This window comes from Microbacterium oleivorans (assembly GCF_023715745.1).
Taxonomy (GTDB): Bacteria; Actinomycetota; Actinomycetes; order Actinomycetales; family Microbacteriaceae; genus Microbacterium; species Microbacterium oleivorans_D.
Window position 1 is genome coordinate 196,101 of record NZ_JAMBOV010000004.1, and the last position, 23,195, is coordinate 219,295.

The 23,195-nt window shown below is 66.7% G+C and carries 17 protein-coding genes; 9 read left to right on the forward strand and 8 right to left on the reverse strand.

Annotation, left to right across the window (positions count from 1 at the left end; all coding sequences use genetic code 11):
- The 7 genes from rpsL (at position 1) to M3190_RS11740 (ending at position 6,911) form a co-directional block, all read left to right on the forward strand.
- On the forward strand, positions 1–369 hold the full coding sequence (gene rpsL / locus M3190_RS11710) for a 30S ribosomal protein S12 (protein WP_018171438.1): 369 nt from the start codon (positions 1–3) through the stop codon (positions 367–369).
- A gap of 5 nt (positions 370–374) precedes the next feature.
- On the forward strand, positions 375–845 hold the full coding sequence (gene rpsG, locus M3190_RS11715; protein WP_018187368.1) for a 30S ribosomal protein S7: 471 nt from the start codon (positions 375–377) through the stop codon (positions 843–845).
- Positions 846–922: 77 nt separating this feature from the next.
- Positions 923–3,037, forward strand: a complete 2,115-nt coding sequence (gene fusA, locus M3190_RS11720; protein WP_308210394.1) for an elongation factor G — start codon at positions 923–925, stop codon at positions 3,035–3,037.
- Positions 3,038–3,184: 147 nt separating this feature from the next.
- Entirely contained in the window at positions 3,185–4,378 is a 1,194-nt protein-coding gene (tuf, locus tag M3190_RS11725) for an elongation factor Tu (protein ID WP_251581760.1), read from the forward strand.
- Positions 4,379–4,514: 136 nt separating this feature from the next.
- Entirely contained in the window at positions 4,515–4,730 is a 216-nt protein-coding gene (locus tag M3190_RS11730; RefSeq protein WP_248170028.1) for an Rv0909 family putative TA system antitoxin, read from the forward strand.
- Positions 4,731–4,854: 124 nt separating this feature from the next.
- Positions 4,855–5,946, forward strand: coding sequence for a glycosyltransferase (locus M3190_RS11735; RefSeq protein ID WP_251581762.1), 1,092 nt, complete (start codon positions 4,855–4,857; stop codon positions 5,944–5,946).
- Entirely contained in the window at positions 5,943–6,911 is a 969-nt protein-coding gene (locus M3190_RS11740) for a glycosyltransferase (RefSeq protein WP_251581764.1), read from the forward strand. Before M3190_RS11735 ends, M3190_RS11740 begins: the two co-directional genes overlap by 4 nt.
- Positions 6,912–6,918: 7 nt before the next feature.
- Here M3190_RS11740 and M3190_RS11745 read toward each other — a convergent pair whose 3' ends face one another.
- From M3190_RS11745 to M3190_RS11775, 7 genes are all read right to left on the reverse strand, one after another.
- Positions 6,919–7,989 (reverse strand): glycosyltransferase, encoded by a 1,071-nt coding sequence (locus M3190_RS11745; RefSeq protein WP_251581766.1) that lies wholly within the window; start codon positions 7,987–7,989, stop codon positions 6,919–6,921.
- Positions 7,986–9,080 (reverse strand): hypothetical protein, encoded by a 1,095-nt coding sequence (locus M3190_RS11750; RefSeq protein ID WP_251581768.1) that lies wholly within the window; start codon positions 9,078–9,080, stop codon positions 7,986–7,988. The genes M3190_RS11745 and M3190_RS11750 overlap by 4 nt, the downstream gene beginning before the upstream one ends.
- A gap of 18 nt (positions 9,081–9,098) precedes the next feature.
- Complete coding sequence (locus tag M3190_RS11755; protein ID WP_251581770.1) at positions 9,099–10,739, reverse strand: asparagine synthase-related protein; 1,641 nt, start codon at positions 10,737–10,739, stop codon at positions 9,099–9,101.
- A 58-nt stretch (positions 10,740–10,797) separates the two neighbouring features.
- Positions 10,798–13,377, reverse strand: a complete 2,580-nt coding sequence (locus tag M3190_RS11760; RefSeq protein WP_251581772.1) for a glycosyltransferase — start codon at positions 13,375–13,377, stop codon at positions 10,798–10,800.
- Positions 13,378–13,423: 46 nt separating this feature from the next.
- Entirely contained in the window at positions 13,424–14,377 is a 954-nt protein-coding gene (locus M3190_RS11765; protein WP_251581774.1) for a glycosyltransferase, read from the reverse strand.
- Positions 14,356–16,722, reverse strand: coding sequence for a glycosyltransferase (locus M3190_RS11770; RefSeq protein ID WP_251581776.1), 2,367 nt, complete (start codon positions 16,720–16,722; stop codon positions 14,356–14,358). Before M3190_RS11770 ends, M3190_RS11765 begins: the two co-directional genes overlap by 22 nt.
- Before the next feature lie 126 nt (positions 16,723–16,848).
- Complete coding sequence (locus M3190_RS11775; protein ID WP_251581778.1) at positions 16,849–17,952, reverse strand: polysaccharide pyruvyl transferase family protein; 1,104 nt, start codon at positions 17,950–17,952, stop codon at positions 16,849–16,851.
- Positions 17,953–18,093: 141 nt separating this feature from the next.
- Here M3190_RS11775 and M3190_RS11780 point away from each other — a divergent pair, with 141 nt between their 5' ends.
- Both M3190_RS11780 and M3190_RS11785 read left to right on the forward strand, forming a co-directional pair.
- Positions 18,094–18,990, forward strand: coding sequence for an ABC transporter permease (locus M3190_RS11780; RefSeq protein ID WP_251581781.1), 897 nt, complete (start codon positions 18,094–18,096; stop codon positions 18,988–18,990).
- Positions 18,983–20,791, forward strand: coding sequence for an ATP-binding cassette domain-containing protein (locus tag M3190_RS11785; protein ID WP_251581788.1), 1,809 nt, complete (start codon positions 18,983–18,985; stop codon positions 20,789–20,791). Before M3190_RS11780 ends, M3190_RS11785 begins: the two co-directional genes overlap by 8 nt.
- A 14-nt stretch (positions 20,792–20,805) precedes the next feature.
- Here the strand turns inward: M3190_RS11785 and M3190_RS11790 are convergent, their stop codons facing one another.
- Positions 20,806–23,142, reverse strand: a complete 2,337-nt coding sequence (locus tag M3190_RS11790) for a glycosyltransferase (protein WP_251581790.1) — start codon at positions 23,140–23,142, stop codon at positions 20,806–20,808.
- Between the last annotated feature and the right edge of the window lie 53 nt (positions 23,143–23,195).

Genomic DNA, 23,195 nt, shown 5'->3' on the forward strand with positions numbered 1-23,195 from the left:
GTGCCAACCATTCAGCAGTTGGTTCGCAAGGGTCGCTCGCCCAAGGTCTCGAAGACCAAGGCGCCCGCCCTGAAGGCGAACCCGCAGCAGGCGGGTGTCTGCACCCGCGTGTACACGACCACGCCCAAGAAGCCGAACTCGGCCATGCGCAAGGTCGCCCGTGTGAAGCTCCGCAACGGGACCGAGGTCACCGCCTACATCCCCGGTGAGGGCCACAACCTGCAGGAGCACTCGCTCGTGCTCGTCCGCGGCGGTCGTGTGAAGGACCTCCCCGGTGTGCGTTACAAGATCGTCCGTGGCGCCCTGGACACCCAGGCCGTCAAGAACCGTAAGCAGGCTCGCAGCCGCTACGGCGCGAAGAAGGGTTGAGTTAGATGCCTCGCAAGGGACCCGCACCCCGCCGCGTCGTCGTCAACGACCCGGTCTACGGTGCTCCGATCGTCACCCAGCTGGTGAACAAGATCCTCGTCGACGGCAAGAAGTCGATCGCCGAGGCCATCGTCTACAACGCCCTCAAGGGCGTCGAGGCCAAGAACGGCCAGGACGCCGTCGCGACACTCAAGAAGGCGCTCGACAACGTCCGCCCCACCCTCGAGGTCAAGAGCCGCCGCGTCGGTGGCTCGACCTACCAGGTTCCCGTCGAGGTCAAGCCGCACCGCGCGAACACGCTCGCGCTGCGCTGGCTCGTCTCGTACGCGAAGGGTCGCCGTGAGAAGACCATGACCGAGCGCCTCCAGAACGAGATCCTGGATGCCTCGAACGGCCTCGGTGCCGCGGTGAAGCGCCGCGAGGACACCCACAAGATGGCCGAGTCGAACCGCGCCTTCGCGCACTACCGCTGGTAATCAGCACCTCGGCGACCGGCCGGGTCACCCCCGGCCGGTCGCCCCGCGACATCCGTCACTACACGTAAGGACACCCCGTGGCACAAGAAGTGCTCACCGACCTCAACAAGGTCCGCAACATCGGCATCATGGCGCACATCGATGCCGGCAAGACGACGACGACCGAGCGCATCCTCTTCTACACGGGTGTCAACCACAAGCTGGGCGAAACCCACGACGGCGCCTCGACCACCGACTGGATGGAGCAGGAGAAGGAGCGCGGCATCACGATCACGTCCGCCGCCGTGACCTGCTTCTGGAACAAGAACCAGATCAACATCATCGACACCCCCGGGCACGTCGACTTCACGGTCGAGGTGGAGCGCTCGCTCCGCGTGCTCGACGGCGCGGTCGCCGTCTTCGACGGCAAGGAGGGCGTCGAGCCCCAGTCCGAGACCGTGTGGCGTCAGGCGGACAAGTACGACGTCCCCCGCATCTGCTTCGTCAACAAGATGGACAAGCTGGGCGCCGACTTCTACTTCACCGTCGACACCATCGTGAAGCGCCTGGGCGCGAAGCCGCTCGTGCTGCAGCTGCCCATCGGCGCCGAGAACGACTTCGTCGGCGTCATCGACCTCGTCGAGATGCGCGCACTGGTCTGGCCCGGCGACGCCAAGGGTGACGTGACCATGGGCGCCAAGTACGAGGTCCAGGAGATCCCCGCCGACCTCAAGGACCGCGCCGAGGAGTACCGTCAGCAGCTGCTGGAGACCGTCGCCGAGAGCGACGAGGAGCTTCTCGAGAAGTTCTTCGGCGGTGAGGAGCTCACGATCGCCGAGATCAAGGGCGCCATCCGCAAGATGACCGTCGCCGGCGAGCTCTACCCGGTGCTCTGCGGCTCCGCGTTCAAGAACCGCGGTGTCCAGCCCATGCTCGACGCGGTCGTCGACTACCTGCCGTCGCCCCTCGACGTGCCCGCCATCGAGGCGCACGACCCGAAGGACGAGGAGAAGGTCATCGAGCGTCACCCCGACGCCAACGACCCCTTCGCCGCGCTCGCGTTCAAGGTCGCGGTGCACCCGTTCTTCGGTCGCCTCACCTACATCCGCGTCTACTCGGGTCAGCTCGACTCGGGTGCGCAGGTCATCAACTCGACCAAGGGCAAGAAGGAGCGCATCGGGAAGATCTTCCAGATGCACGCCAACAAGGAGAACCCGGTCGACGCGGTCACCGCGGGCAACATCTACGCGGTCATCGGCCTCAAGGACACCACCACCGGTGACACCCTGGCCGACCCGAACGAGCCCGTCGTCCTCGAGTCGATGACCTTCCCCGAGCCCGTCATCGAGGTCGCCATCGAGCCGAAGACGAAGGCCGACCAGGAGAAGCTGGGTGTCGCCATCCAGAAGCTCGCCGAAGAGGACCCGACGTTCCGCACCGAGCTCAACCCCGAGACGGGTCAGACCGTCATCAAGGGCATGGGCGAGCTGCACCTCGACATCCTCGTCGACCGCATGAAGCGCGAGTTCCGCGTCGAGGCGAACGTCGGCAAGCCGCAGGTCGCGTACCGCGAGACGATCAAGAAGACCGTCGAGCGCTACGACTACACGCACAAGAAGCAGACCGGTGGTTCGGGTCAGTTCGCGAAGATCCAGTTCGCGCTCGAGCCCCTCGAGGTCACGGCCGACAAGACGTACGAGTTCGAGAACAAGGTCACCGGTGGCCGCATCCCGCGCGAGTACATCGAGCCGACCAACCAGGGCTTCCAGGACGCCATGCAGGTCGGTGTGCTCGCCGGCTTCCCCATGGTGGGCGTGAAGGCGATCCTCATGGACGGTGCCTCGCACGACGTCGACTCGTCCGAGATGGCGTTCAAGATCGCGGGCTCCATGGGCTTCAAGGAGGCTGTCCGCAAGGCCAGCCCCGTGCTGCTCGAGCCGCTGATGGCCGTCGAGGTCCGTACTCCTGAGGAGTACATGGGCGACGTCATCGGCGACCTGAACTCGCGTCGTGGCCAGATCCAGTCGATGGAGGACGGCGCGGGCATCAAGATCGTCCGCGCCCTCGTCCCCCTGTCGGAGATGTTCGGCTACATCGGTGACCTGCGCTCGAAGACCTCGGGCCGCGCGGTCTACGCGATGGAGTTCGACAGCTACTCCGAGGTCCCCCGCGCGGTGGCCGACGAGATCGTCCAGAAGACCAAGGGCGAGTAACACTCGTTCTTCGGATGCCGGGGGCCCGGCCCTCGGCATCCGCCCAAACTGAATATCGTCACGTCAACTACACTGACAACATCCCCGTAGAAACCCGGTCGCAATCCAGCGCCCGGATGACTACACGACAGTCCTGAGGAGGACCCAGTGGCCAAGGCCAAGTTCGAGCGGACCAAGCCGCACGTCAACATCGGAACGATCGGTCACGTCGACCACGGCAAGACCACGCTCACCGCTGCCATCTCGAAGGTGCTCGCCGACAAGTTCCCGTCGGCCACCAACGTGCAGCGTGACTTCGCGTCGATCGACTCGGCTCCCGAAGAGCGTCAGCGTGGTATCACGATCAACATCTCGCACGTCGAGTACGAGACCCCGAAGCGTCACTACGCACACGTCGACGCCCCGGGTCACGCTGACTACATCAAGAACATGATCACCGGTGCTGCCCAGATGGACGGCGCCATCCTCGTGGTCGCCGCCACCGACGGCCCGATGGCTCAGACGCGTGAGCACGTGCTGCTCGCCAAGCAGGTCGGCGTTCCGTACCTGATGGTCGCGCTGAACAAGTCCGACATGGTCGACGACGAGGAGATCCTGGAGCTCGTCGAGCTCGAGGTCCGCGAGCTGCTGTCGAGCCAGGGCTTCCCCGGCGACGACGCTCCGGTCGTCCGCGTCTCGGGCCTCAAGGCTCTCGAGGGCGACGAGCAGTGGGTCCAGTCGATCCTCGACCTGATGGACGCCGCTGACGAGTCGATCCCCGACCCGGTCCGCGACAAGGACAAGCCCTTCCTCATGCCGATCGAGGACGTCTTCACGATCACCGGTCGTGGCACGGTCGTCACCGGTCGCGCCGAGCGTGGCACCCTCGCCATCAACTCCGAGGTCGAGATCGTCGGCATCCGCCCGACGCAGAAGACCACGGTCACGGGTATCGAGATGTTCCACAAGCAGCTCGACGAGGCCTGGGCCGGCGAGAACTGTGGTCTGCTCCTCCGTGGTCTCAAGCGCGACGACGTCGAGCGTGGCCAGGTCGTCGTGAAGCCGGGTTCGGTTACGCCGCACACCAACTTCGAGGGCACTGCCTACATCCTCTCGAAGGAGGAGGGTGGCCGTCACAACCCCTTCTACACGAACTACCGCCCGCAGTTCTACTTCCGTACCACGGACGTCACCGGCGTCATCACGCTGCCCGAGGGCACCGAGATGGTCATGCCCGGTGACACCACGGACATGACGGTGGAGCTCATCCAGCCCATCGCCATGGAGGACGGCCTCGGCTTCGCGATCCGTGAGGGTGGCCGCACCGTCGGTGCCGGTACCGTCACCAAGATCCTCAAGTAAGTCCTTCGGACTCACCGACAGGGGTCGGGCCTTCGGGCCCGGCCCCTTCGTCGTTCCGCAAGGGGGTGCGGTCGGGGGAGGGCGGTCCTAAACTGACCGCGCCGCGGCCGCCGCGGTCCGAGACGGAAGGAATCCCATGGGAATCGACGACGTGGTCAACAAGGGCAAGCAGTTCCTCGAGCAGCACAAGGAGGAGATCGACCGCAACCTGAAGTCGGACAAGGCCGAGGACGTGAGTGACAAGGTCCTCGACGCCGCCGCCGAGTTCGTGAAGAAGGTCGCCCCGGACTCGGTCGACGCGAAGGTCGACGAGGTCCGCGACAACGTGGATCGGCGCATCGGGAACGAGTGACACCGGCGAGGGTCGGATGCAGGTCGCATCCGGCCCTCTGCTGTGCCCGGCCGGTGGTGGTGCGTCTGACAGAATGATCGTCGGACGGTGAGGATCGGATGACGCAGGTGAAGCGGGTCGCATCGTGAGCGGCATCCTCGTCCACGAGTGGCTCTCGCCCCGGGGTGGTTCCGAGAACGTCTTCGCCGTGCTGGGCGACGTGTTCTCCGACGCGGAGCGCTGGTGCTTGTGGAACGAGAGCGGGGGACGGTTCGACGGCGTCGAGGAGACCGTGCTCGCGCGCACCTCGCTCAAGGGTCGCAAGGCCGCTGCGCTTCCGCTCATGCCGTTCGCGTGGCGGATGCTGCCGGAGCGGGACGCGGACTGGGTCCTGTGCAGCAGCCACCTGTTCGCGCATCACGCGCGCTTCGGCGGGCCCGCGGGCGATGCGCCGAAGCTCGTGTACACGCACACCCCCGCACGGTACATCTGGGCGCCCGAGCTCGACGGACGGGGTCAGGGGGTCGCCGCTCGGGCGGCATCGGCGCTGCTGAAGCCGCTGGACCGCCGGCGGGCGGCCGAGCCCGTCGCCATCGCTGCGAACAGCGCCTTCATCGCGGAGCGCGTCGGGTGGGCATGGGACCGTGAATCCACGGTCATCCATCCGCCGATCGACGTGGCGCGCTTCGCCGAGGCGGTCGCGACGGACCAGACGCACGCGGTGATCACGACACTGCCGGACGACTTCCTGCTGGGCGTCTCGCGGTTCGTGCCCTACAAGCGGCTCGAGCTGGTGATCGATGCCGGCATCGCGTCGGGCCTGCCGGTGGTCCTCGCCGGCGGCGGGGCCGACGAGGTGAGGCTGCGCGCGTACGCGGATGACCGCGGCCACCCCGTCACCATCGTGCGCGATCCGTCGTCGACACTGCTCGCCGCGCTGTACCGTGCTGCCGTCGCGCTCGTGTTCCCCGCGGTCGAGGACTTCGGCATCATGCCCGTCGAGGCGATGGCGACGGGGACACCCGTCGTCGGAAACGCCGTCGGCGGAGTGGCCGAGAGCGTCGTCGACGGTGTGACCGGGGCGCTGGTGCGCGAGTGGACGGCGCCGGAGCTCGCGGCCGCCGTGGAGCGCGCTGCCGCCGCCGACCCTTCCGCGTGCGTGCGGCGCGCCTACGAATTCGACCGACCGGTCTTCGAGGGGGAGATCGCCGCGTGGGTCGCCCGGGAGACCCGATGAGCCGCCTGCTCGTCGATGACCGGTACCGCGGCGCGCACGGGATCGGGCGGTACGCCCGGGAGGTGCTCGGTCGCCTCGAGCTGCCGTGGCGGGGTCTGTCTCTCACCGGCACGCCCTACGCGCCCTTCGATGCGTTCCGAAGTCTGCCCGGGCTCGGCGAGGCCGACGTCGTCTATTCGCCCGGGTATGGCGCGCTGCTGCGCGCGCCACGGCAGGTGCTCACGGTGCACGACCTCATCCAGCTGCAGACGGACTGGCCGGGGCGGGCGAAGTTCCTCGCCTACTACAACGGGCCGGTGCGCCGCGTGGTGCGCCGGGCGGGGGTCGTCCTCACCGTGTCCGAGACGTCGGCCGAGGCGATCCGAGCCTGGCTGCGGGACGACACCGTGCGTGTCGTCAACGCGGGCAACGGCTGTTCGGCGGTGTTCACGCCCGAGGGGGCGAGCGAGGCGGCATCCGATCCCTATGTCCTCTTCGTCGGGAACACCCGGGCGCACAAGAACCTCGGTGTCGTGCTGCGCGGCGTCGCCGTGGCTCCGGGCGTGCGTCTGCGCACCGTCGTTCCCGAGGGCGAGGCGGACGAGGTGCGGGGTCTGGCCGCGGCGGCAGGGATCTCCTCGCGGGTCGACGTCCTCACGGGGGTGGACGACGAGCGCCTCGCCGAGCTGTACCGCGGTGCGGCGGCGACCGTGATGCCGTCGCTCCTGGAGGGGTTCGGCCTGCCCGCGCTCGAATCAGTGGCGAGCGGAACGCCCGTGATCCACTGGGGCGGATGCCGCGCCGTCGCCGAGATCGTGGCGGGGCGCGGCTGGTCCCTCGGGGATGCGCGCGACGCGCAGGAGTGGGCGGTTGCGATGGTCGAGGCGATCGAGTCGCCCCGGACGGTTTCCGCCCCCGCCGGTGTCTACGACTGGGACCGGACGGCGCGCATCGTGGGCGCGACGCTGCAGGAGGCGCTGGACTGACGTCCGCTCAGTCGGCGAGTCCGGCGAGGAAGGTCGCGAGCTCACCGGCTTTCGCCGCCCAGGTGTGGTTCTCGGCCGCGCGTCGACCAGCCAGGTTGGGGGAGGGACGCCGCAGCGCCGACGTCAACGCGGCATCAGCCGTCTCGGGCGAGTCGTAGGTGTGGATGCCGGCTTCCGTGTCGGCGCGGATGCCGGGGGTCGCCCGGGAGACGACGGCGAGGCCCGCCGCGAGGTACTCGTACAGCTTCATCGGACTGCGGCCCTCGTTGGAGGGATCGTCCGAGAGGGGGAGGAGGCCGACGCGGGCGCCGTGCAGGAGCCGGGGGAGGTCTGCGTACGGCACCGGCCCGATGAGTTCGACGTTGTCCGGCAGCGCGGTGTGCGGTGCGGCGTGTGGGCCGGCGACGGTGAAGCGGATGTCCGGGTGCGCGGTCGCCCACGTCCGCACCTGCTGCCAGTCGAAGCGGGCATCGAGGGCGCCGACGTACACGCACACGGTGGGGCGCGTCTCGGCATCCGTCGTCGCGTCCGTGAAGGCATCGAGGTCGACGCCGTTCTCGATGACGAGCGAGGGGAGGGTGAGGTGGCCGAGGTCGCGCAGGACGGCTCCGGAGGTCGCGACGACGGCATCCGCCGAGGCGAGGATGCGTTCCTGCAGTGCGCGTTTGAGGCCGTCCGGGTAGAGGTCGGTGGGTCGATAGACGAGCGTGTCGCTCAGGCCGCGGACGGTGTCGTCCCACAGCAGCGGCTGATCGATGAGGACCGCGTCGAATCGTGCCTCGATCCCGGCGCGGGTGAGTGCCCGCGCGACGCGGAAGGCCCCCCAGGGGCGGGGGAGGACCGTGCGGGGGACGATATGCGTGACCCCGTCGTCGTCGCGAAACGGATGCCGGGGGACGCTGTCGACGACCGTCTTCGGCACGCGCCCGGTGATCCGGTGCGCGACGGAGATCGGAGTGGACAGGTGCACGACCTCGGCGCCGAGGCGGGCGAGTTCGCGGGCGTAGTGGTGGCTGCCGACGCGGAAGGCGCCGAAGAGATGCGTGTGCGAGAGGAAGAGGACGCGTGCGCCGGTCACGCCCGCACCTTCCGGATCGCGGCGCGGATCTCGCCATCGATCGCCGCGAGTTCGGCGGCGGCGCCGGCGACCTTCTCGGTGACCTCGTCGGCGCGGTCGATCTGCCGCTGCATCCGTTCCTGCATGTCGGCCGCGGTCAGCATCGCCGCGTCGGCGGTGAGATCGGTGAGTCCGATGGTGGCGAAGGCCGCGGTGACCTTGTGGGTCGGGGCGGGGACGAGCTCGAGCGGAGCAGCCCCCGAAAGGGCGGCGAGGACCAGGACGTGCATGCGGTCGCTGATCACCAGGCGCGCGTCGTCGTAGCGCTCGCGCAGACGGGCTTCGTGGGTGACGGGGTCGGTGTCTCCCCATGGCTCGAACGTGCCGACGAGGGCGTCGGCGAGCTCGCGGGCGCGGGTCTCGTCCTCACGGACCTGTACGACGGTGCGGATGCGGAGCCCCTCGGATGCGGCGAACGCGCGCACGGCGCCGCACCAGTCCTCGTTCGGCATCGGCCGCGTCCCGCGCAGGCTGACGACGAGGTCGCGGCGATCCTCCCGGGGGGTACCGGGCCGGATGCCGGCGGCGAAACCGATGTCGGGCACGACACGGCTTCCGCCGGCGAGGGCCGCACTCGCGGCATCCCGCCACAGGGCGAACTGCGACAGTCGGGCTGCCAGCGAGTGGAGGGCCGTGGCGGGTTGGGTGGGCGCGCGGATGCCGCGCGGCGGCCGGACGACCACGCCGCCCTTCAGTCGCACCAGGACGGTCTCGGCGAGGAAGACGAGCTCGCGGAGCACGTTGCCGCGGTCCAGCGGGATCTCGCCTGATTCGAAGACGAGAACCGGATGCCGCGGCGCGGTCGCGATCAGCCAGAGCCACTTCGCGACGCTCCGCTTGGAGCGGAGCACGCGGGTTCCGGTGGGGAGTCCGAGCTGGCGGAGCCAGGTGTCGGGAGCTTCGCCGACGTAGACGACGAGCTCGTCGGAGGTTCCGGCCGCCCACCGGACAGCCTCGCGCCGGATGAGCGCATCGCCGATGTTGCCGGCGGGGCCGGTGGCGGAGATCAGGGTGCGCGTGGGGCGTTGAGCAGAGGGGAGCAGGGGCGTCACACTTTCTCTAGCTGGCCGTCAGACGGTGAAGTCGATCTGATCGAGGCGTGCGCGCCAGGTCTCGACCCAATCCGCCAGAGTCGCCGCTCGCCGGAGAGGCCAGGGAATCGTGCCGCGACCTTCGCGAGCCGCGAATTTGTCGAGGGCACCGGGTATGAACAGGGCGTCGACTTCGGGAACATCCCTGATGTCAGACACGAGGGATCGGGCGGAAGTGGCCGAACTGGCGCCACGTTCGACGATGTTGCCGTTCGACGTGTGCGTCTCATCCGCTGTCGACGGGATGGTCGCCAGCGTGCCGTCCAGATGGGCAAGGACATGCCGCCGCAGATCACGGTCGTCAGGGGGAAGCGGCGGGACGGCCAGGACGACTCTGACGACTTCGGGATCGATCAGGGGCGTGATCACACGCAGTTCTGGTCCGAACACGCGGAATGGGGCGGAGGCGATGCTTCTCCGAGTGCGTGTGAGGAGGCGCAAAGCGGTCTCGGCGAAGGGATGCTCCTGCCACGTCTGCATCTCTGCGCGCCAAGCGTGATGAGCTTGCCGTTCCCACTTCTGTGAAGCGTCGGCGACGAACAGCTCGCTTTTGCGGAAACCGAGGCCCCCCAGTGCGTTCCAGACCGAGCCCAGGACATCGCCTGCGTGATCGTCGGGGGGAGCGCCGTGGTACTTCATGAGGACGTCGCCGCCGAGGCCGTCGACCAGAGTGCTACCGGGGCTGTTGCTCCGAATCGCTGCGGCGAGGGGGGCGAACCAGTTGTGCATCGGCGTCGCATGCTCCAAGCGAGCCGCTGTGGTGCGACGCTCACGCACCCAGTCCTCGACACCGTAATCCACTTCGATCCGACGTATCCCCGCACGTTGCGCGACGGTGCGGCTGAGAACGAGGTCGTCCTCGAGTCCGGACTCGTGCGGCGTCGACCATGCGGTGGGCAGGGCAGTGCCCCTTCGCATGAGTGCCGCAACCAGCAACCTCGAATCCAGCCCACCGGAGAGCGTGAGATTGACGAGCTCTCGATCTGGATCCGGCATGGCCGCCTCCAGCGCGTCGGCCACATCCTCAGGACGCGCGTCATACGTTTGCGGATCGAGCCACCGCGGGGTGTGAGTACGCACGGTTGCTCCGTCGATCTCCCACACCAGCTGCTCTCCAGCCGAGAGCCGGGTGATCTCTCGGAAGGGGGTTCTCCCACCCCAGAAGCCGGAGACCACGAGAAACGCGCGCCACGCCTCGATATCCGGAGTGAGCGGGAGCCGACCCAAGCGGGCGAGAGGGCCGATCCGGTTCGCCCAGTAGGTCGTGTCGGCGATCCGCCGGAAGAAGATCTCCTGCGTACCCAACCAATCCGTGTGGACCACCGGGTAGGGCCGAGCGGGCCAAAAGCCCGCGAGACCGAGATCGAAAGAGGCGTGGGACGGATCGCTCGCCGTCGTTCGGCGAGCGACGTATCGACCCCAGGTCCACCCTGCGTCCGTTCGCTCAAGGCCCGCAGAGGTCGAAGCCGCGAACTTCGCTCGGTCATCGTCGTGCAGGACCGAGACAGGAGCCGGCGCGCCGGACACCAGGGACGCGAAGAGCTGATCGTGGTCTGGCCCGAACGCCCCGCACACAAAGGGTTGCGAGATGAACTCTTCGAACGGGGGCTCCAACGTCATCACATGTCCCCCGTTTCCGCCGGCAAAGCCGGAGGAGCGGCTGGTCCGCTCGAGGTGCTCATCGGGATCGCTTCCCCTCGTCGATCGAGGTCTGGAGCAGGGCCTGGATGGCGGCGAGCTGATCATTCAGCGTCGACTGGTTGCGCAGCAACTGATCATGTTGCTTGAGGCTGACATCGTAGTTGTGTCGAGCGAAGAAGCTCACCTGATGCGTCGATGCTGGCAGAAGCCGACCCAGGAAGCGCCTGAACCCAGTCCGCGCGACCGAGGGCGCGGCGGTCTTCAGTGGCTTAACTGAGACCTTGCGCGATGTGATCTGGGTCATTTGCTCGATCTGTGCCCGCAGCGCGATGTTCTCGTTCTTCGACTCCTCGAGAGCCTCGTTGGCGCGTGCCAGTCCGCGACGGGCGCGATTGTAATCCTCCCGCGCGCGAGCGATCGCGCGCCGCTCTCTGTTGATGAGGCGTTCGAGGAACAGTACGTTCTGGTGGAACAGCAGACGCGTCTCCGCTGCGCCCGGCGCATCGGACTCCTCGCTCCGCAGGCGCCCGCGAACCAGGTTGGCGTACAGCTCGTCATAGTCGTGAGACGTCGCGCGCATGGCGGCGATCGAGGACGCGGACGACCTCCGCCGATACTCCTCGGAGTTTCCGGCGAGTGCAGCGATCTCGACTGCCGCAGCTCTGCGGTCTCCCTGCGGCACTTGGATCATTCCTTCATTGCCGTCGGTCGTCGCGAGCCAGGGGAGCTCGTACATCACGATGGGCAGCCCCATCGCTTGTGCCTCGACAAGCGCGAGCGGGTAACCCTCGATGATGCTCGTGCTGACGAAGATGTGGGCGCTCGCCGTCGCTTCCAACAACTCACTCCCGCGCAGCGGGCCAACCAACTCCACGTGCTCGCTCAGGCCGCGGCTGCGCGCGAGGTCCGCCAGGTCGGTCTGCTTGAGGTCGGGCCCGTCGGGCCCGATGATCTTGATCCGACTCGCGACCCTCATCTCGTCGAGGACCGCCGCGATTTCGATGATCTCTCTCACCTGTTTGGTCGACTGCTGGAGGCGGCCCCACCAGATCAGCTCGACGACCTCGTCGGGAGCGGTGCGGGCTTCGGTGCGCGGCGCGAGGTCATCGAGGAGCGGCGATGGCGGATTCGGGAGGTACACGACGTTGGGGAAACCGCGGAGCTTCCAGTACGCCACGTCCGAGAGTGACAGCACGACAACGGTCGAGAGGATCTGCATGTGTCGATCGAGGAAAGACAGGCGAGTGGAGCCGTCGACGATCGGCCGCAGCGCAAAGTTGTGAAGCCACCCGATCGTCGGGATGTTGCGGTTCGCGGCGATCAGGGCGAAGAAGGGCCACCTCTCGTTGTAGAAGACGTAATGATCGACGACGACGTCGGCAGCGGTGTCTTCGCAGAAGACCGCGAAGGCGCGGAGGCGACTCGAGAAGGTGTCGCCCACCAGTCTGTGCACCTGCACGCCGGGGGGAAGGACGAAGTCCGACTCGATGGAGCTTTCGATCGCGATCGTGACCCTGAAGCCCGCCTGCGCGAGATGGCGTGCCTGCGCGACGACCACTCCCTGCGCACCACCGGTGCCGAGATTGGTCGCGCGGATGACGACGTGACGTGGAGACCGACCCTGCAGGTCCGGAACTCGGAAGAGTTCGGTGAGGATCGGGAGCGCTTGCTTGCAGTAGTCAGCCGCGGCCATCACCACATCGTCGGCGCCGGTTTTCGCGATGAGTGCCTCGATACTGGATTCCCGCAGTGTGCTGTCCGGGATCTGGTACGCGTAATCGAGGACGCGTCCGACGATGCTCAGGCGAGCCGATTCATACGTGTCCCTGAAGGACTGCGGATCATGGCGTCGCGAGGATTCGAGCTCGACGGCGCGACGGATCGCCTCGATGGAATCGATCGCGGAGCTCATGAACGCGAACTGTTCTTCGCTGGCGACGGTGTGCCCGCTTCCGCCTCGCTTGAAGAAGTACCTGTACAGCTTCGAGGGCGTTGACACCAGCTTCCGAGCTCTGGCCAGCGCGAGGAAGGCGAGGGGAAGGTCGTTCGCGCGCGGGAGCTGCAGATCCGGAGGGAGCGAGTCATAGGCGCCCGTGAGCAGCTGCCTGTCGAAGAGGTAGCGCCAGAGCTGACCCTGTGCCGTCGATCCTACGGGAAACAGATTCAGAACGATGTCGTCCCCCATCAGGACGTCATGCTGCGGTTGCATTGCTCGTTCGAAGCCGCCGCCGCTGGTCCCATCCGGCTTCACAACTGTGCAGCCGAAGGCCACGACATCGGCATCATTGGCATCGGCCTGAGCCAGGGACTCGGCTGCAGCCTCACGTTCGAGCTCATCGTCGCCATCGAGGAAGAGGACTCGTGGCGCGCGGGCCGCCAGCACTCCGACTCGTCTCGCCTGAAACGCTGTCTGGTTCTCCTCCTGCCGGATCAGTCGAACTCGTGCATCGCGCTTCTGGAGCTCCTCTACCAGCTGCGCCGTGCCGTCGGACGATGCGTCATCTACGGCGATCACCTCGATCTCGCGGACCGATTGTGCCAGGCAGCTCTCGATAGCGGCTTCGACGTGGTCAGCGTCGTTGAAGAGCGGGATGATTATGGAGACCCGAGGTTTCATCTGGTCGCTTTCGGATGTCGTGAGCGCTCGTCGCGCTCGTGTGGATTCATCGAGTTCGTCGGTCGGCTTCGTCGGCGAAAGGGACGCCGCGTTGGCGGAGGGTATCGATCACTCGTCTGCGATCGTCGGCTCCCAGTTTGGCGAGCTGTCTCTCAGCTCCCCGGAACGTGTGCGCGACGATGTCCGTCAGTGCGCGCCTATCCCGGCGTGAAACGGCAGAGCTCACAGCCTCTAGAGCTCCGAGCATGTGTGCGTGCGCGATCAAGTACCCCTCGACGGAGCGCGTCGTGTTGAGCGCGGTGATCGTCGATCCCGGTCTCAACCTACGCGCATAAACCTGGGTGCGAGTGTGAGCCACCCGCTCCGCGGAGAGCAGCAGATCGAAGGTGAAGGGGTTGTCCTGGTGGACGATGCCTGGAATGAACCGCGCCCCGGAATGCACGAGGTGAGCGCGGTTGGAGAGGTAGAGGCCGACATGGGGCTTGTAGTCGCCTCGCCGCCGCATCCGCGCAGCAACGCGCAAGCCGGGACGAACCCGCCGGTAGGAGGATGTGCGGTCGTAGTACGTCGAGTACCACGACCAGAGAGCGTCGTCGATGTCTCCGTCGCGGGTGGCCATGCCGTCGAACAGGAGGACATCGAGACTGCCGCTGTCCGCGCGCGCGACGAGTTCGCTAGCAACATCGGATACCCAGTAATCGTCACTGTCGACGAAAGCGATGTACCGGCCGCGCGACGCATCGAGGCCCCTGTTGCGAGCCACCGACTGTCCCGCGTTGGGCTGACGCAGGATTGTCACCCTCTCGTCGGTCTCCCGGATGCGCTCGACTATCGCGAGGCTGTCGTCTGTGGACCCGTCGTCGACGCAGACCACCTCGAGGCTGGTCGCGGTCTGGGTCAGCAGACTCTGCACGCATTGTCCGACCCACGGTGCCGCATTGTAGAGCGGGACGACGAATGAGATGTCGGGGTCCGCCGTCACCCTGACCGTCGCCTCCACGCGGCGATCCCGCTCCGCTTGATGAGCCTGCGGGCAGCCCGTGGGAGGAATGTGACGATCCTGCCGATCCGGAACGAGGCGCCCTTCTCGATCTGATCGAGCTTGCGCCGTACGCGTTCGCCCTCCCTGGATGCGTTGCGCGTGCGTCGCATGTATCGCGCATTTCGTTCCGAGAAGCGCACCATCCACGCGAGCAGCAGTTTCGCGTCGTCGACCGACGGCTCCGGAGAGAACTCGCGCCCCAACTGCTCCTCGATCAGGTCGACCACGAGGGCGCCGACATCGAGCGACGCCACCTTTTGTGCGAAGGAAACGCTCGATTCGGACAGGGCGGCGTAACCCCCCGGCGTGGCTGCGATCGTTGCGATCTCGGCTGCGATGCCGTCGCGGTCGTCCTGCGGGACGGTGAGGACCCCAGGGCTATCGCGAGTGTGCGAGATCCAAGGCAAGTCGTACATGACGACGGGCAACCCGAGAGCTTGCGCTTCCAACAAGGTCAGCGGCGAGCCTTCGATCGCACTCGTGAGGACCATGATGTGAGCGGACGAGAGAATGGTCGAGAGCTCAGTCGGCGTTTGATCGCCCAGCAGACGGATCCGGTCGCCGATGTTGCGCTTCTGCGCGTACTCCAGGACCGACCTGCTGGGCAAGGCAGCGGAGTCCGGTCCGATGAGCGTCAGGGTGAAATCGACTCCTCGCGCCGACAGCCGCTCGCCGACTTCGATGAGGTGCAGCACCTGTTTGGTCGTCGGATCGAATCTTCCCCACCACACCAGCTGAATCGGTCCCTCCGAATAGCTGCGGGATGGGGGTGCCTCCAAAGCTTCGCGAGCAAGGCGGGAGAGTGGATTCGGCAAGTACACGACATTCTCGAGTCCGCGCAGCTTCCAGAAAGCCACGTCCGTCGATGACAGGGTCACCACCTTCGCGAGGATCCCGAGATGCTGGGAAAGGAATTCGATGCGCGTCGTGCCATCGAAGACCGGGCGCAGAGCGAAGTTGTGCAGCCATCCATAGGTCGGTATGCCCAGGGACCGCGCCATGAGAACGAACCACGGCCAGTTCTCGTTGTAAAGGATGTGGTGATCCAGGATCGCGTCGACGTCGAGTTCCGTGCACATCTGTCGCCATTGGGCGACGCGGTCGGCGAGAAGTGTGCCGCCCACGACTACGCGGGAAACGCCCGGGGGGAGTTCCATCTCATTCTCGGCCTCGCGCATCAGCGCGATCGTGACCCGATAACCCGCCCGGGCGAGTGCGCCGGCATGCTCGATGAGCACCCCCTGCAGACCGCCCGTCCCGAGGTGCGCCGTGGTGAGGAGCACGTGGTCGATTTTCCGCCGGGGTGCGGGCGTCGAAGCCGCGCGAGTCGTAAGGAGAGCGAGTGTCTCGGGCGCGAACTCGAGTGCAGCTTCGATCATCGTCTGCTCGCCGGTCTGTTCGGCCAGTCGATCGACGCACGTGCGCCGGAGTTCGCGGTCGGTGATCGCGGCGCACGTCCGCAACAGACTGCCCATGAGGTAGCGGCGCGCCGAGCGGTAACTCTGCAGCAGGGTGTCGGGCTCCCCGTGCGTTGCCGCGACGCGAATGACCTCATCCTCAGCAGCCGTGATCGGACGCAAGCCGCTGGAGAGGAACTCGAAATGGCCTACATCCGCTATGGCGTGCCCGCTCGTCCCGCGCCGGAAATGGTAGAGGTAGAGAGGCTGCTTCACGGACGTGTAGGTCTGCGCGGCGGCGATGGCGAGGAAGGCGATCGGGAGGTCGTTCGCGCGGTAGAACTTGGCATCTTCGGGCATGCCGGCGTACGCCGATTCCAGGAGGTGTCGGCGGTAGAGGTATCGCCACAGGTGTCCATTCGCCGGCTTACCGGGAGGAAAGAGAGACGGGACGATCGCCGGCGCCCGGAGTTCGGCGAATTGCGGCTGAAGCGCCGCCTGGAAGCGCGCGGGGAAGTTCTGCGCGTCCGCGACGATCTGCACACCGATCCCGACAAGGTCGGCGCCCGTTCGTTCCGCCGTTGCGACGCTCGTCGCGACCGCCTCGCCGGCGAGTTCGTCGTCCCCGTCGAGGAAGAGTATGTATCGGCCCGTCGCTGCCTGGATACCGACCCGGCGGGCCTGGAATGCAGAAGCGTTCTCGGGCTGCTCGATGAGGCGGATGCGGGCGTCCCGATCGCGGTATTCCTTCACGATCACCGGCGTCGCATCGGTGGACGCGTCGTCGACGCAGATCACCTCGAAGTCTCCGGATGTCTGACGTAGACAGCTGTCCAATGCAGCTGCGACATGCTCTTCGTCGTTGAACAGCGGGACGATGATCGAGACCAGGGGGGCGGTTGACATGCGCGATATCTCCGGTTCGTCTGTCTCAAAACGGGGGCACTGCCGATGGTCGCCCCGGGCCGAGCCTAGTCTGTCGTCTCCTCGGCCCCGCCGGACGTGCCGCCCGCCCCGGTGAGCTCTCTCGGATCACGACAGATTGCTGATTCGCCACCCCACGACCTGCTTCTGAGCAACGTTTGCCGCGTCCTCGACCGCGATGCGCGATGCGCGATGCTGCTCGGGGACGCTGAAGTCGGTGTCGCCGTCAGGGATGAACGGAGATCCGAGCGCTACCAGCGAGCCGTGCTTCGTGTCGTAGTAGGAGGAACCTGACCAGAAGACGCCGGTCGCCCCGGCCCGCGCTGCCATCAGATGGGGGTGGAAGCGTTCCGTGATCATGACATCCCGCGCACCGAGGCGGGGGGTGTCGAGAAGCTGCCGGACTCCGGCTACTTCGAAGAACGGATATTTCTTCGCGAGCTTCGCGTATGCCACGGTGTCAGCCGGCTTGCACGCCCAGAAGATGTGACGATCGAACGCGCCCACGAATTCGGGCGACATCCGTTCGATCATTCCCTCTCCGGCCTTGTCGTCACGCAAGGACACGTGAAGGGTTCTGCGGTTCGATTCGTGGGGGGGAACGGGGTAGAGGAACGCGTCATCGAGTCCCTGGATGATCTTCTCGCGACGGGCTCCGGTGAGGTTGCGCTGAAGATACTCGTACGAGAACTCGTCTCTGACCTCGATCAGTTCGAAGGAGTCGACGACCTGGTCGAGCAGACGCCGCTGTTCTGCGTTCGGGTCGCTCAACGGACCCAGTCCTAGCCCCGTGGCGACCACATGAGTTCCCGAAGCCGTGTGGGCGGCGGCCGCGAGGCCGAGGACGAATGCGTGACTGGGCCACTTCTGGTTGATGTAACCGCCGCCGTGGATGTGCATGACCGCGGCGGACTTCGCCTGCTCGAATGCCGACTTCACGGAGCGCGTATCACTGCGGCCTGACGTCAGACCGCCGTCGAGGGCGCCCCAGAATCCTGCCTCCCGGAAGGCAAGGCGTGCGTTGCGCACGTTGTGCGACCATTTGGCGCGAGGGAAAGAGTCGCTGAACGTGCTCTGCAGCACTCGAGAGCGGTAGCCCTCGACGATGAGGTCATGGGTGGCGGCCGTGGAATGAGAACCGTGCCAGGTGAGCCAGTTACGAATGATGAGCTCATCCCCGTAATTCGGGATCCCACCTCCGCCGACGAGCAATAGCATGTGTCTCCTTCAGTGCAGCGCGCACGGACCGTGGGCGGGTTTCAGCATATCGATGTCGTTCGGGCGCCAAGAGTCGCAGCCGGGCGGCCCCGAAGCGCCGCGGTATGATCAGGGACGCGCGCGTTCATGGGAACTGTGGAACGCGCCATGTCCGGGCGTGGAAGAAGGAGAGGGTACGTGGTACGTGCGCTTTCCGATTTCGACGCTGACGGGCTGACCCTCGTCGGGCAGCGCCCGCCGTTCCTCGCCTATCTCAGGGAGGCGTGGCGCCGCAGGTCCTTCGCCTTCACCCTCGCGAGCCACCGTCTCGTAGGGAGCCTGCTTCCGAACCGTCTGGGCGTCCTGTGGATCGTCATCAAGCCGTTGGCGCTGGCCATCATCTACGGCACGATCTTCCACTTCGTCCTCTCGGGTGCGGCTCGGCCGGCGGATTTCGTTCCGTTCTTGATCGTCGGAGTCTTCATCTTCGAGTTCTTCACGGGCTCATTCGGAGCCGGGGCCAAATCGATCACTGGGAACGCGAAGCTCGTGCAGAGCATCGGCTTTCCCAGGATCCTGCTCCCGGTTGCTGTTGTCATTGAGCAGGCGCTGCGCATCATTCCGGTGATGGTGCTCCTCGGGATCCTCTTGATCGTGCTGGGGGTTCCACCCCGACCATCGTGGCTTCTCCTCGTTCCGATCATGTTCACGATGGGCATCTTCAACCTCGGAGTGGCGATGATCGTCGCGCGACTCTCCGTCCATGCGAGGGACGTCCAGCAGCTGATCCCCATCATCAATCGGGTGCTCTTCTACGTCAGTGGGATCTTCTTCGACGTGGATGGAGCACTGGCAGACGCGCCCGTTCTCCTCACCATTGCCCACCTGGTGCCCACATACGACTTCATCGCCATTGCGCGGGCGGTGCTCCTGGACTCGCACGATGCGCCGCTTCTCGCGTGGATCGCTGCTCCGGCCTGGGCGATCGTGACGTTGATCGTCGGGGCGGTGTACTTCTGGCAGGCGGAGGCTAGGTACGGGCTCAGTGAGTAGTTCCACAATGCCCGGCCACGTCGCTGCGGACGACCAGGGGCGCGAACCGCGACCGATGATGGTCGCGGACGATGCTCACGTCACGTATCGCGTTCACGCGTCGGGCAAGCGAGTCGGACCCAGGGAGAGCCTCCTCAGCCTCAGTGCAGCCCGCGGCGGCCGGGAGTTGAAGGCTGTGCACGCCCTGCGTGGAGTCACCTTCACAGCCCGCGAGGGCGAGACGATCGGTGTCATCGGGCACAACGGCTCGGGGAAGTCGACGCTCTTCAAGGCGATGAGCGGGCTTATTCCGACGTCCGAGGGTCGGATCTGGGCGAGAGACCGGCCGGTTCTCCTCGGCGTCAACGCTGCACTGGTCCCCGAGCTGTCAGGCGAGGACAACATCAAGCTCGGCCTTCTCGCGATGGGATTCAGCAAGGCCGAAGCCGCTGAACACGTCGATGAGATCGCGGACTTCGCGGAGCTGAACGAGTTCATCCACCACCCCATGCGCACGTATTCCTCCGGAATGGGCGCGCGGTTGCGCTTTGCCATCGCATCAGCGAAGACGCACTCCATCCTCCTCATCGATGAGGCCCTTGCTGTCGGTGACCGAAAGTTCCGCACGAAGAGCGAGCAGCGCATCCGGAACCTGCGGGACAGTGCCGGGCTCGTCATGATCGTGAGCCATTCCGTCAGCTCGCTCAGGGATTCCTGCGAACGCGTCCTCTGGATCCATAAGGGGGAGCTCCGCGCCGATGGCCCAGCAGGGCCGGTGATCCGGGACTACATCAAGTGGACGAAGGACCCACAGAGTTTCGCGGTGGGCGGCACACACATGGTGAAGCCGAACCCTCGCCCTTCGACTGAGCGCACACCCGGCCCCGCGGGGGCGGCTGCTGTGTCCGTTGACCCTTCGCGTCGAGGCGGCGGGTCGTCTTCCAGCGGCATCGAGGAGATCTTCGGAGGCCTCATCGAACCGGCCGGCGTCGTGTCTTCAGCGCCCGCCACGGAGAGCTCACGGACCATCGCGCGCCGAGAGCGCTACAGGCAGACGGTGCGTGCGCGTAAGCGCCGGGGCGTTGTCGCCGTCGTCGCGACCATCGCGACCCTGCTGGTGGCTGCCGCGGCGGGTGCGGCTATCGCGCTGCTCTCGAGCGCTCCTGAGCCGGCGAGCACGCCCGCGGCGTCCGTGGCGACGGACGACCCTACGATGACCGCGCCGACGATCGGCGTTTTCGCGGCTGCGGAGCCCACGACCACGTGCGACGGCGATGCGAGCGAATCCACCGTTGAGCTGTCCTGGACGGTGTCCGACGCCGTCGACATAGCCCTTGCATCCGCGACGGCGCGGGTCGACGCGTTGGAATCTCCCACGGTGAGAGATCTGCCGCTTCGGAGCGAGGCTCAGACGGTGGCGTACCCGTGCACACAGGCTTCGCGCACGTACACGCTCACCGCACAGGGCGCGGACGGTACTCGGGCGAGCGCCTCCGTGGTCGTCGAGCGGGTGTCCGGGGGGTCGGATGCGTCCGAGGACGTCGAGACCAACTCGCCTGACGCGCCCGTCAGCGGAACCGTGCCGCCGCAGTCGGACACGGTGCAAGATTCCGTGGATTCGTCCGATCCGCAACCCGCTCCCTCGGCCCAGCCGTCTTCCACCGCGCCGGCGCCGGACCCGCAGCCGACCGAGGTGCCTGCCCCGCAACCCACGGGCGAGCCGGCGCCTGAGCCGACCGTGGATCCGGAGCCCGTCGTGACGCCCGATCCTCTGCCCACGATCGACCTCCCACTGCCCGGCTCATCTGAGCCGACTGGCTGAGCTGGTCGTCGCCGTCAGCCGCTGATACCCAGTCCTTTCTTCAACCGGTGGGCGAGGGGGCGAAGTGCGGGGAACGTTTCCAGCGCGCGGCGTCCGAGCGGGGCGACTGCTCGCCACAGTCGCGCGCCGACCCAGGAGTCCTCAGCCGGACGCGAAACGCCCGCGGCAGCACCCGCCTCCGCGTAGAAGCGGAAGAGGCCGAGAAGCGTCTGCGCGTCGTCGATCGTCGGCTCCGGCGTGAAGTCCGGTGTCACGGTTCCGCTGATGACGTCCCGGGTGAGCTGCGCGACGTCGAAGGCACCGGCGCGCTGGGCCGCGGCCAGCGATCCCCGCGACAGCCTCTCGTATCGGTGGGGGTCGCTCGTGGCGCGCACGATGGCCGCGGCGAGGCCCGCGGCATCCGATTGTGCCGTCGCGATGATGCCTTCGTTGTCTTGCACGAGGGTGAGCCACGGGAGTTCGTACATGAATACAGGCAGGCCCCGGGACTGCGCTTCCGCAATGGTCAGCTGATACCCCTCGATGATGCTCGTCGACACGAACCCGTGGGCTCGATCGATCGCCGCGAGGAGTTCATGCCCCCGGCGGGGTCCCACGGCTTTCACCTGACGACCGAGCCCCCTTCGCCTCGCCGCCGCATTGAACTTCGCCGCCGTGAAGCCCTCCCAGTCCGGGCCGACCACCGTGAGGGTGAAGTCTTCGCGGTGACGTCGGATGTGGGCGGCCACCTCGATCAACTCGCTGATCCGCTTCGTGCCCTCGTCGAGCCGACCCCACCAGATCAGACGGAGCGGGCCATTGTCGAGGCGCTTCGCCGTGGGTCGGACGGGTTCTGACAGCATCGCGGAGGGGGGATTGGGCACGTACGACGCGTGCGAGACTCCACGCAACTTCAAGTAGGCGACATCCAATGGGGACAGTGTGACGACGTGAGCCAGGACGCCGGCGTTCTCCTCGATGATCCGCAGTCGGTCATCGCGATCCAACAGGGGTCTCGCGACAAAATTGTGCAGCCATCCGATGGTTGCGGCCCCGTGTGCCCGCGCCATCGCCGCGAACTCCGGCCAGTAACGCGTGTACAGCATCTGGTGATCGATCACGAGATCCACCGCGAAGCGGCGACACACCTCGGCCCACGCCTCGAGGCGTCGGGTGAGGTTCCCCTCTGCGAGTTCGACGAACTCGATCCCCGCTGGAACGAGGCTGAGGTCGCTGCCGCCGTTGCGGGCGACGATCACGACCCGGTAACCCGCGTCCAGCAGGTGCCGAGCCTGCGTCGCCAGCACCGCAGCAACTCCGCCGGTCCGCCAGCTCGACGTGGCGAGGAGGATACTGCTCGCGGGGCGCTGATCGAGCGGGACGGGTGACATGTGACGCGCGAGGGCGGAAAGGGATCGGGGCGAGAACGCCGCTGCCGCCGCGAGCAAGTCGTCGTCGGCCACCTTCGATCGCAGGTGGCTTATGGCCGCGTCGACGATGACGGGGTCCGCTCTTTCGATCAGTTGACGACAGACGAAGCCCGTCATCCAAAGTCGGGCAGCGGAGTAGGAGGTGAGTACCGCCTCGGCGTCGCTTGTGGTTACCGAGACTGAGTCCACGGCTTCGCGGATGCTGTCGATCGAGTCGATCGCCGTGGCGTAGAACCGGGCCCGCTCGATCGTGTCGACGTCGTGGCCGCTGCCTCCGCGTCCGAGGTGGTAGCGGTAGAGCTTCTCTTCAATCGACACAAAGCGTTCCGCCAGAGCGGCGACGAGGAACATCAGAGGCAGATCGTTCACTCGGATCAGGACGAGCTGATCGGAAATGTGAGCATAGGCACGTCGGAGCACGTCCGCTCCGAAGAGGTAACGCCAGAGCTGCCCTTGCGCCGGGGCGCCCGGTGGGAACAGTTCCCGCAGGATGTCGCCACCTGTCAGCCGCGCGTGTCGGGGCGCGAGCCGCTTCTCGTACGTACCGCCCGATCGGCCGTGTCGATCGATGACGCTGACGTCGAACTGCACCAGATCGGCATCCGTGGCTGTCATGGCGGCAAGGGAGGACTCCGCCGCGTGTGGAGCCAGCTCGTCGTCGCCGTCCAGGAACAACACGGCTTCTGCACGTGCCGCGAACACACCGCTGCGCCGCGCCTGCAGGGCCGACCGATTTTCCTCGTGACGGATGAGGCGGATGCGACCATCCTTCCGCCGCATCCGCTCGATGACGGCGACCGTGCCGTCGTCGGACGCGTCGTCGACGCAGACGACCTCGATCTCCCGGAGGGTCTGGGCCAGGCAGGATGCGAGGGCCGCCTCGATGGTGCCCTCGTCGTTGTGTACGGGGACGACGATGGAGACGAGAGGCGCAGGTGACATCGCACAGATCATACGGCCCGGCATCCGCGGTCGATTCTGCGCTCGCAGGCTGG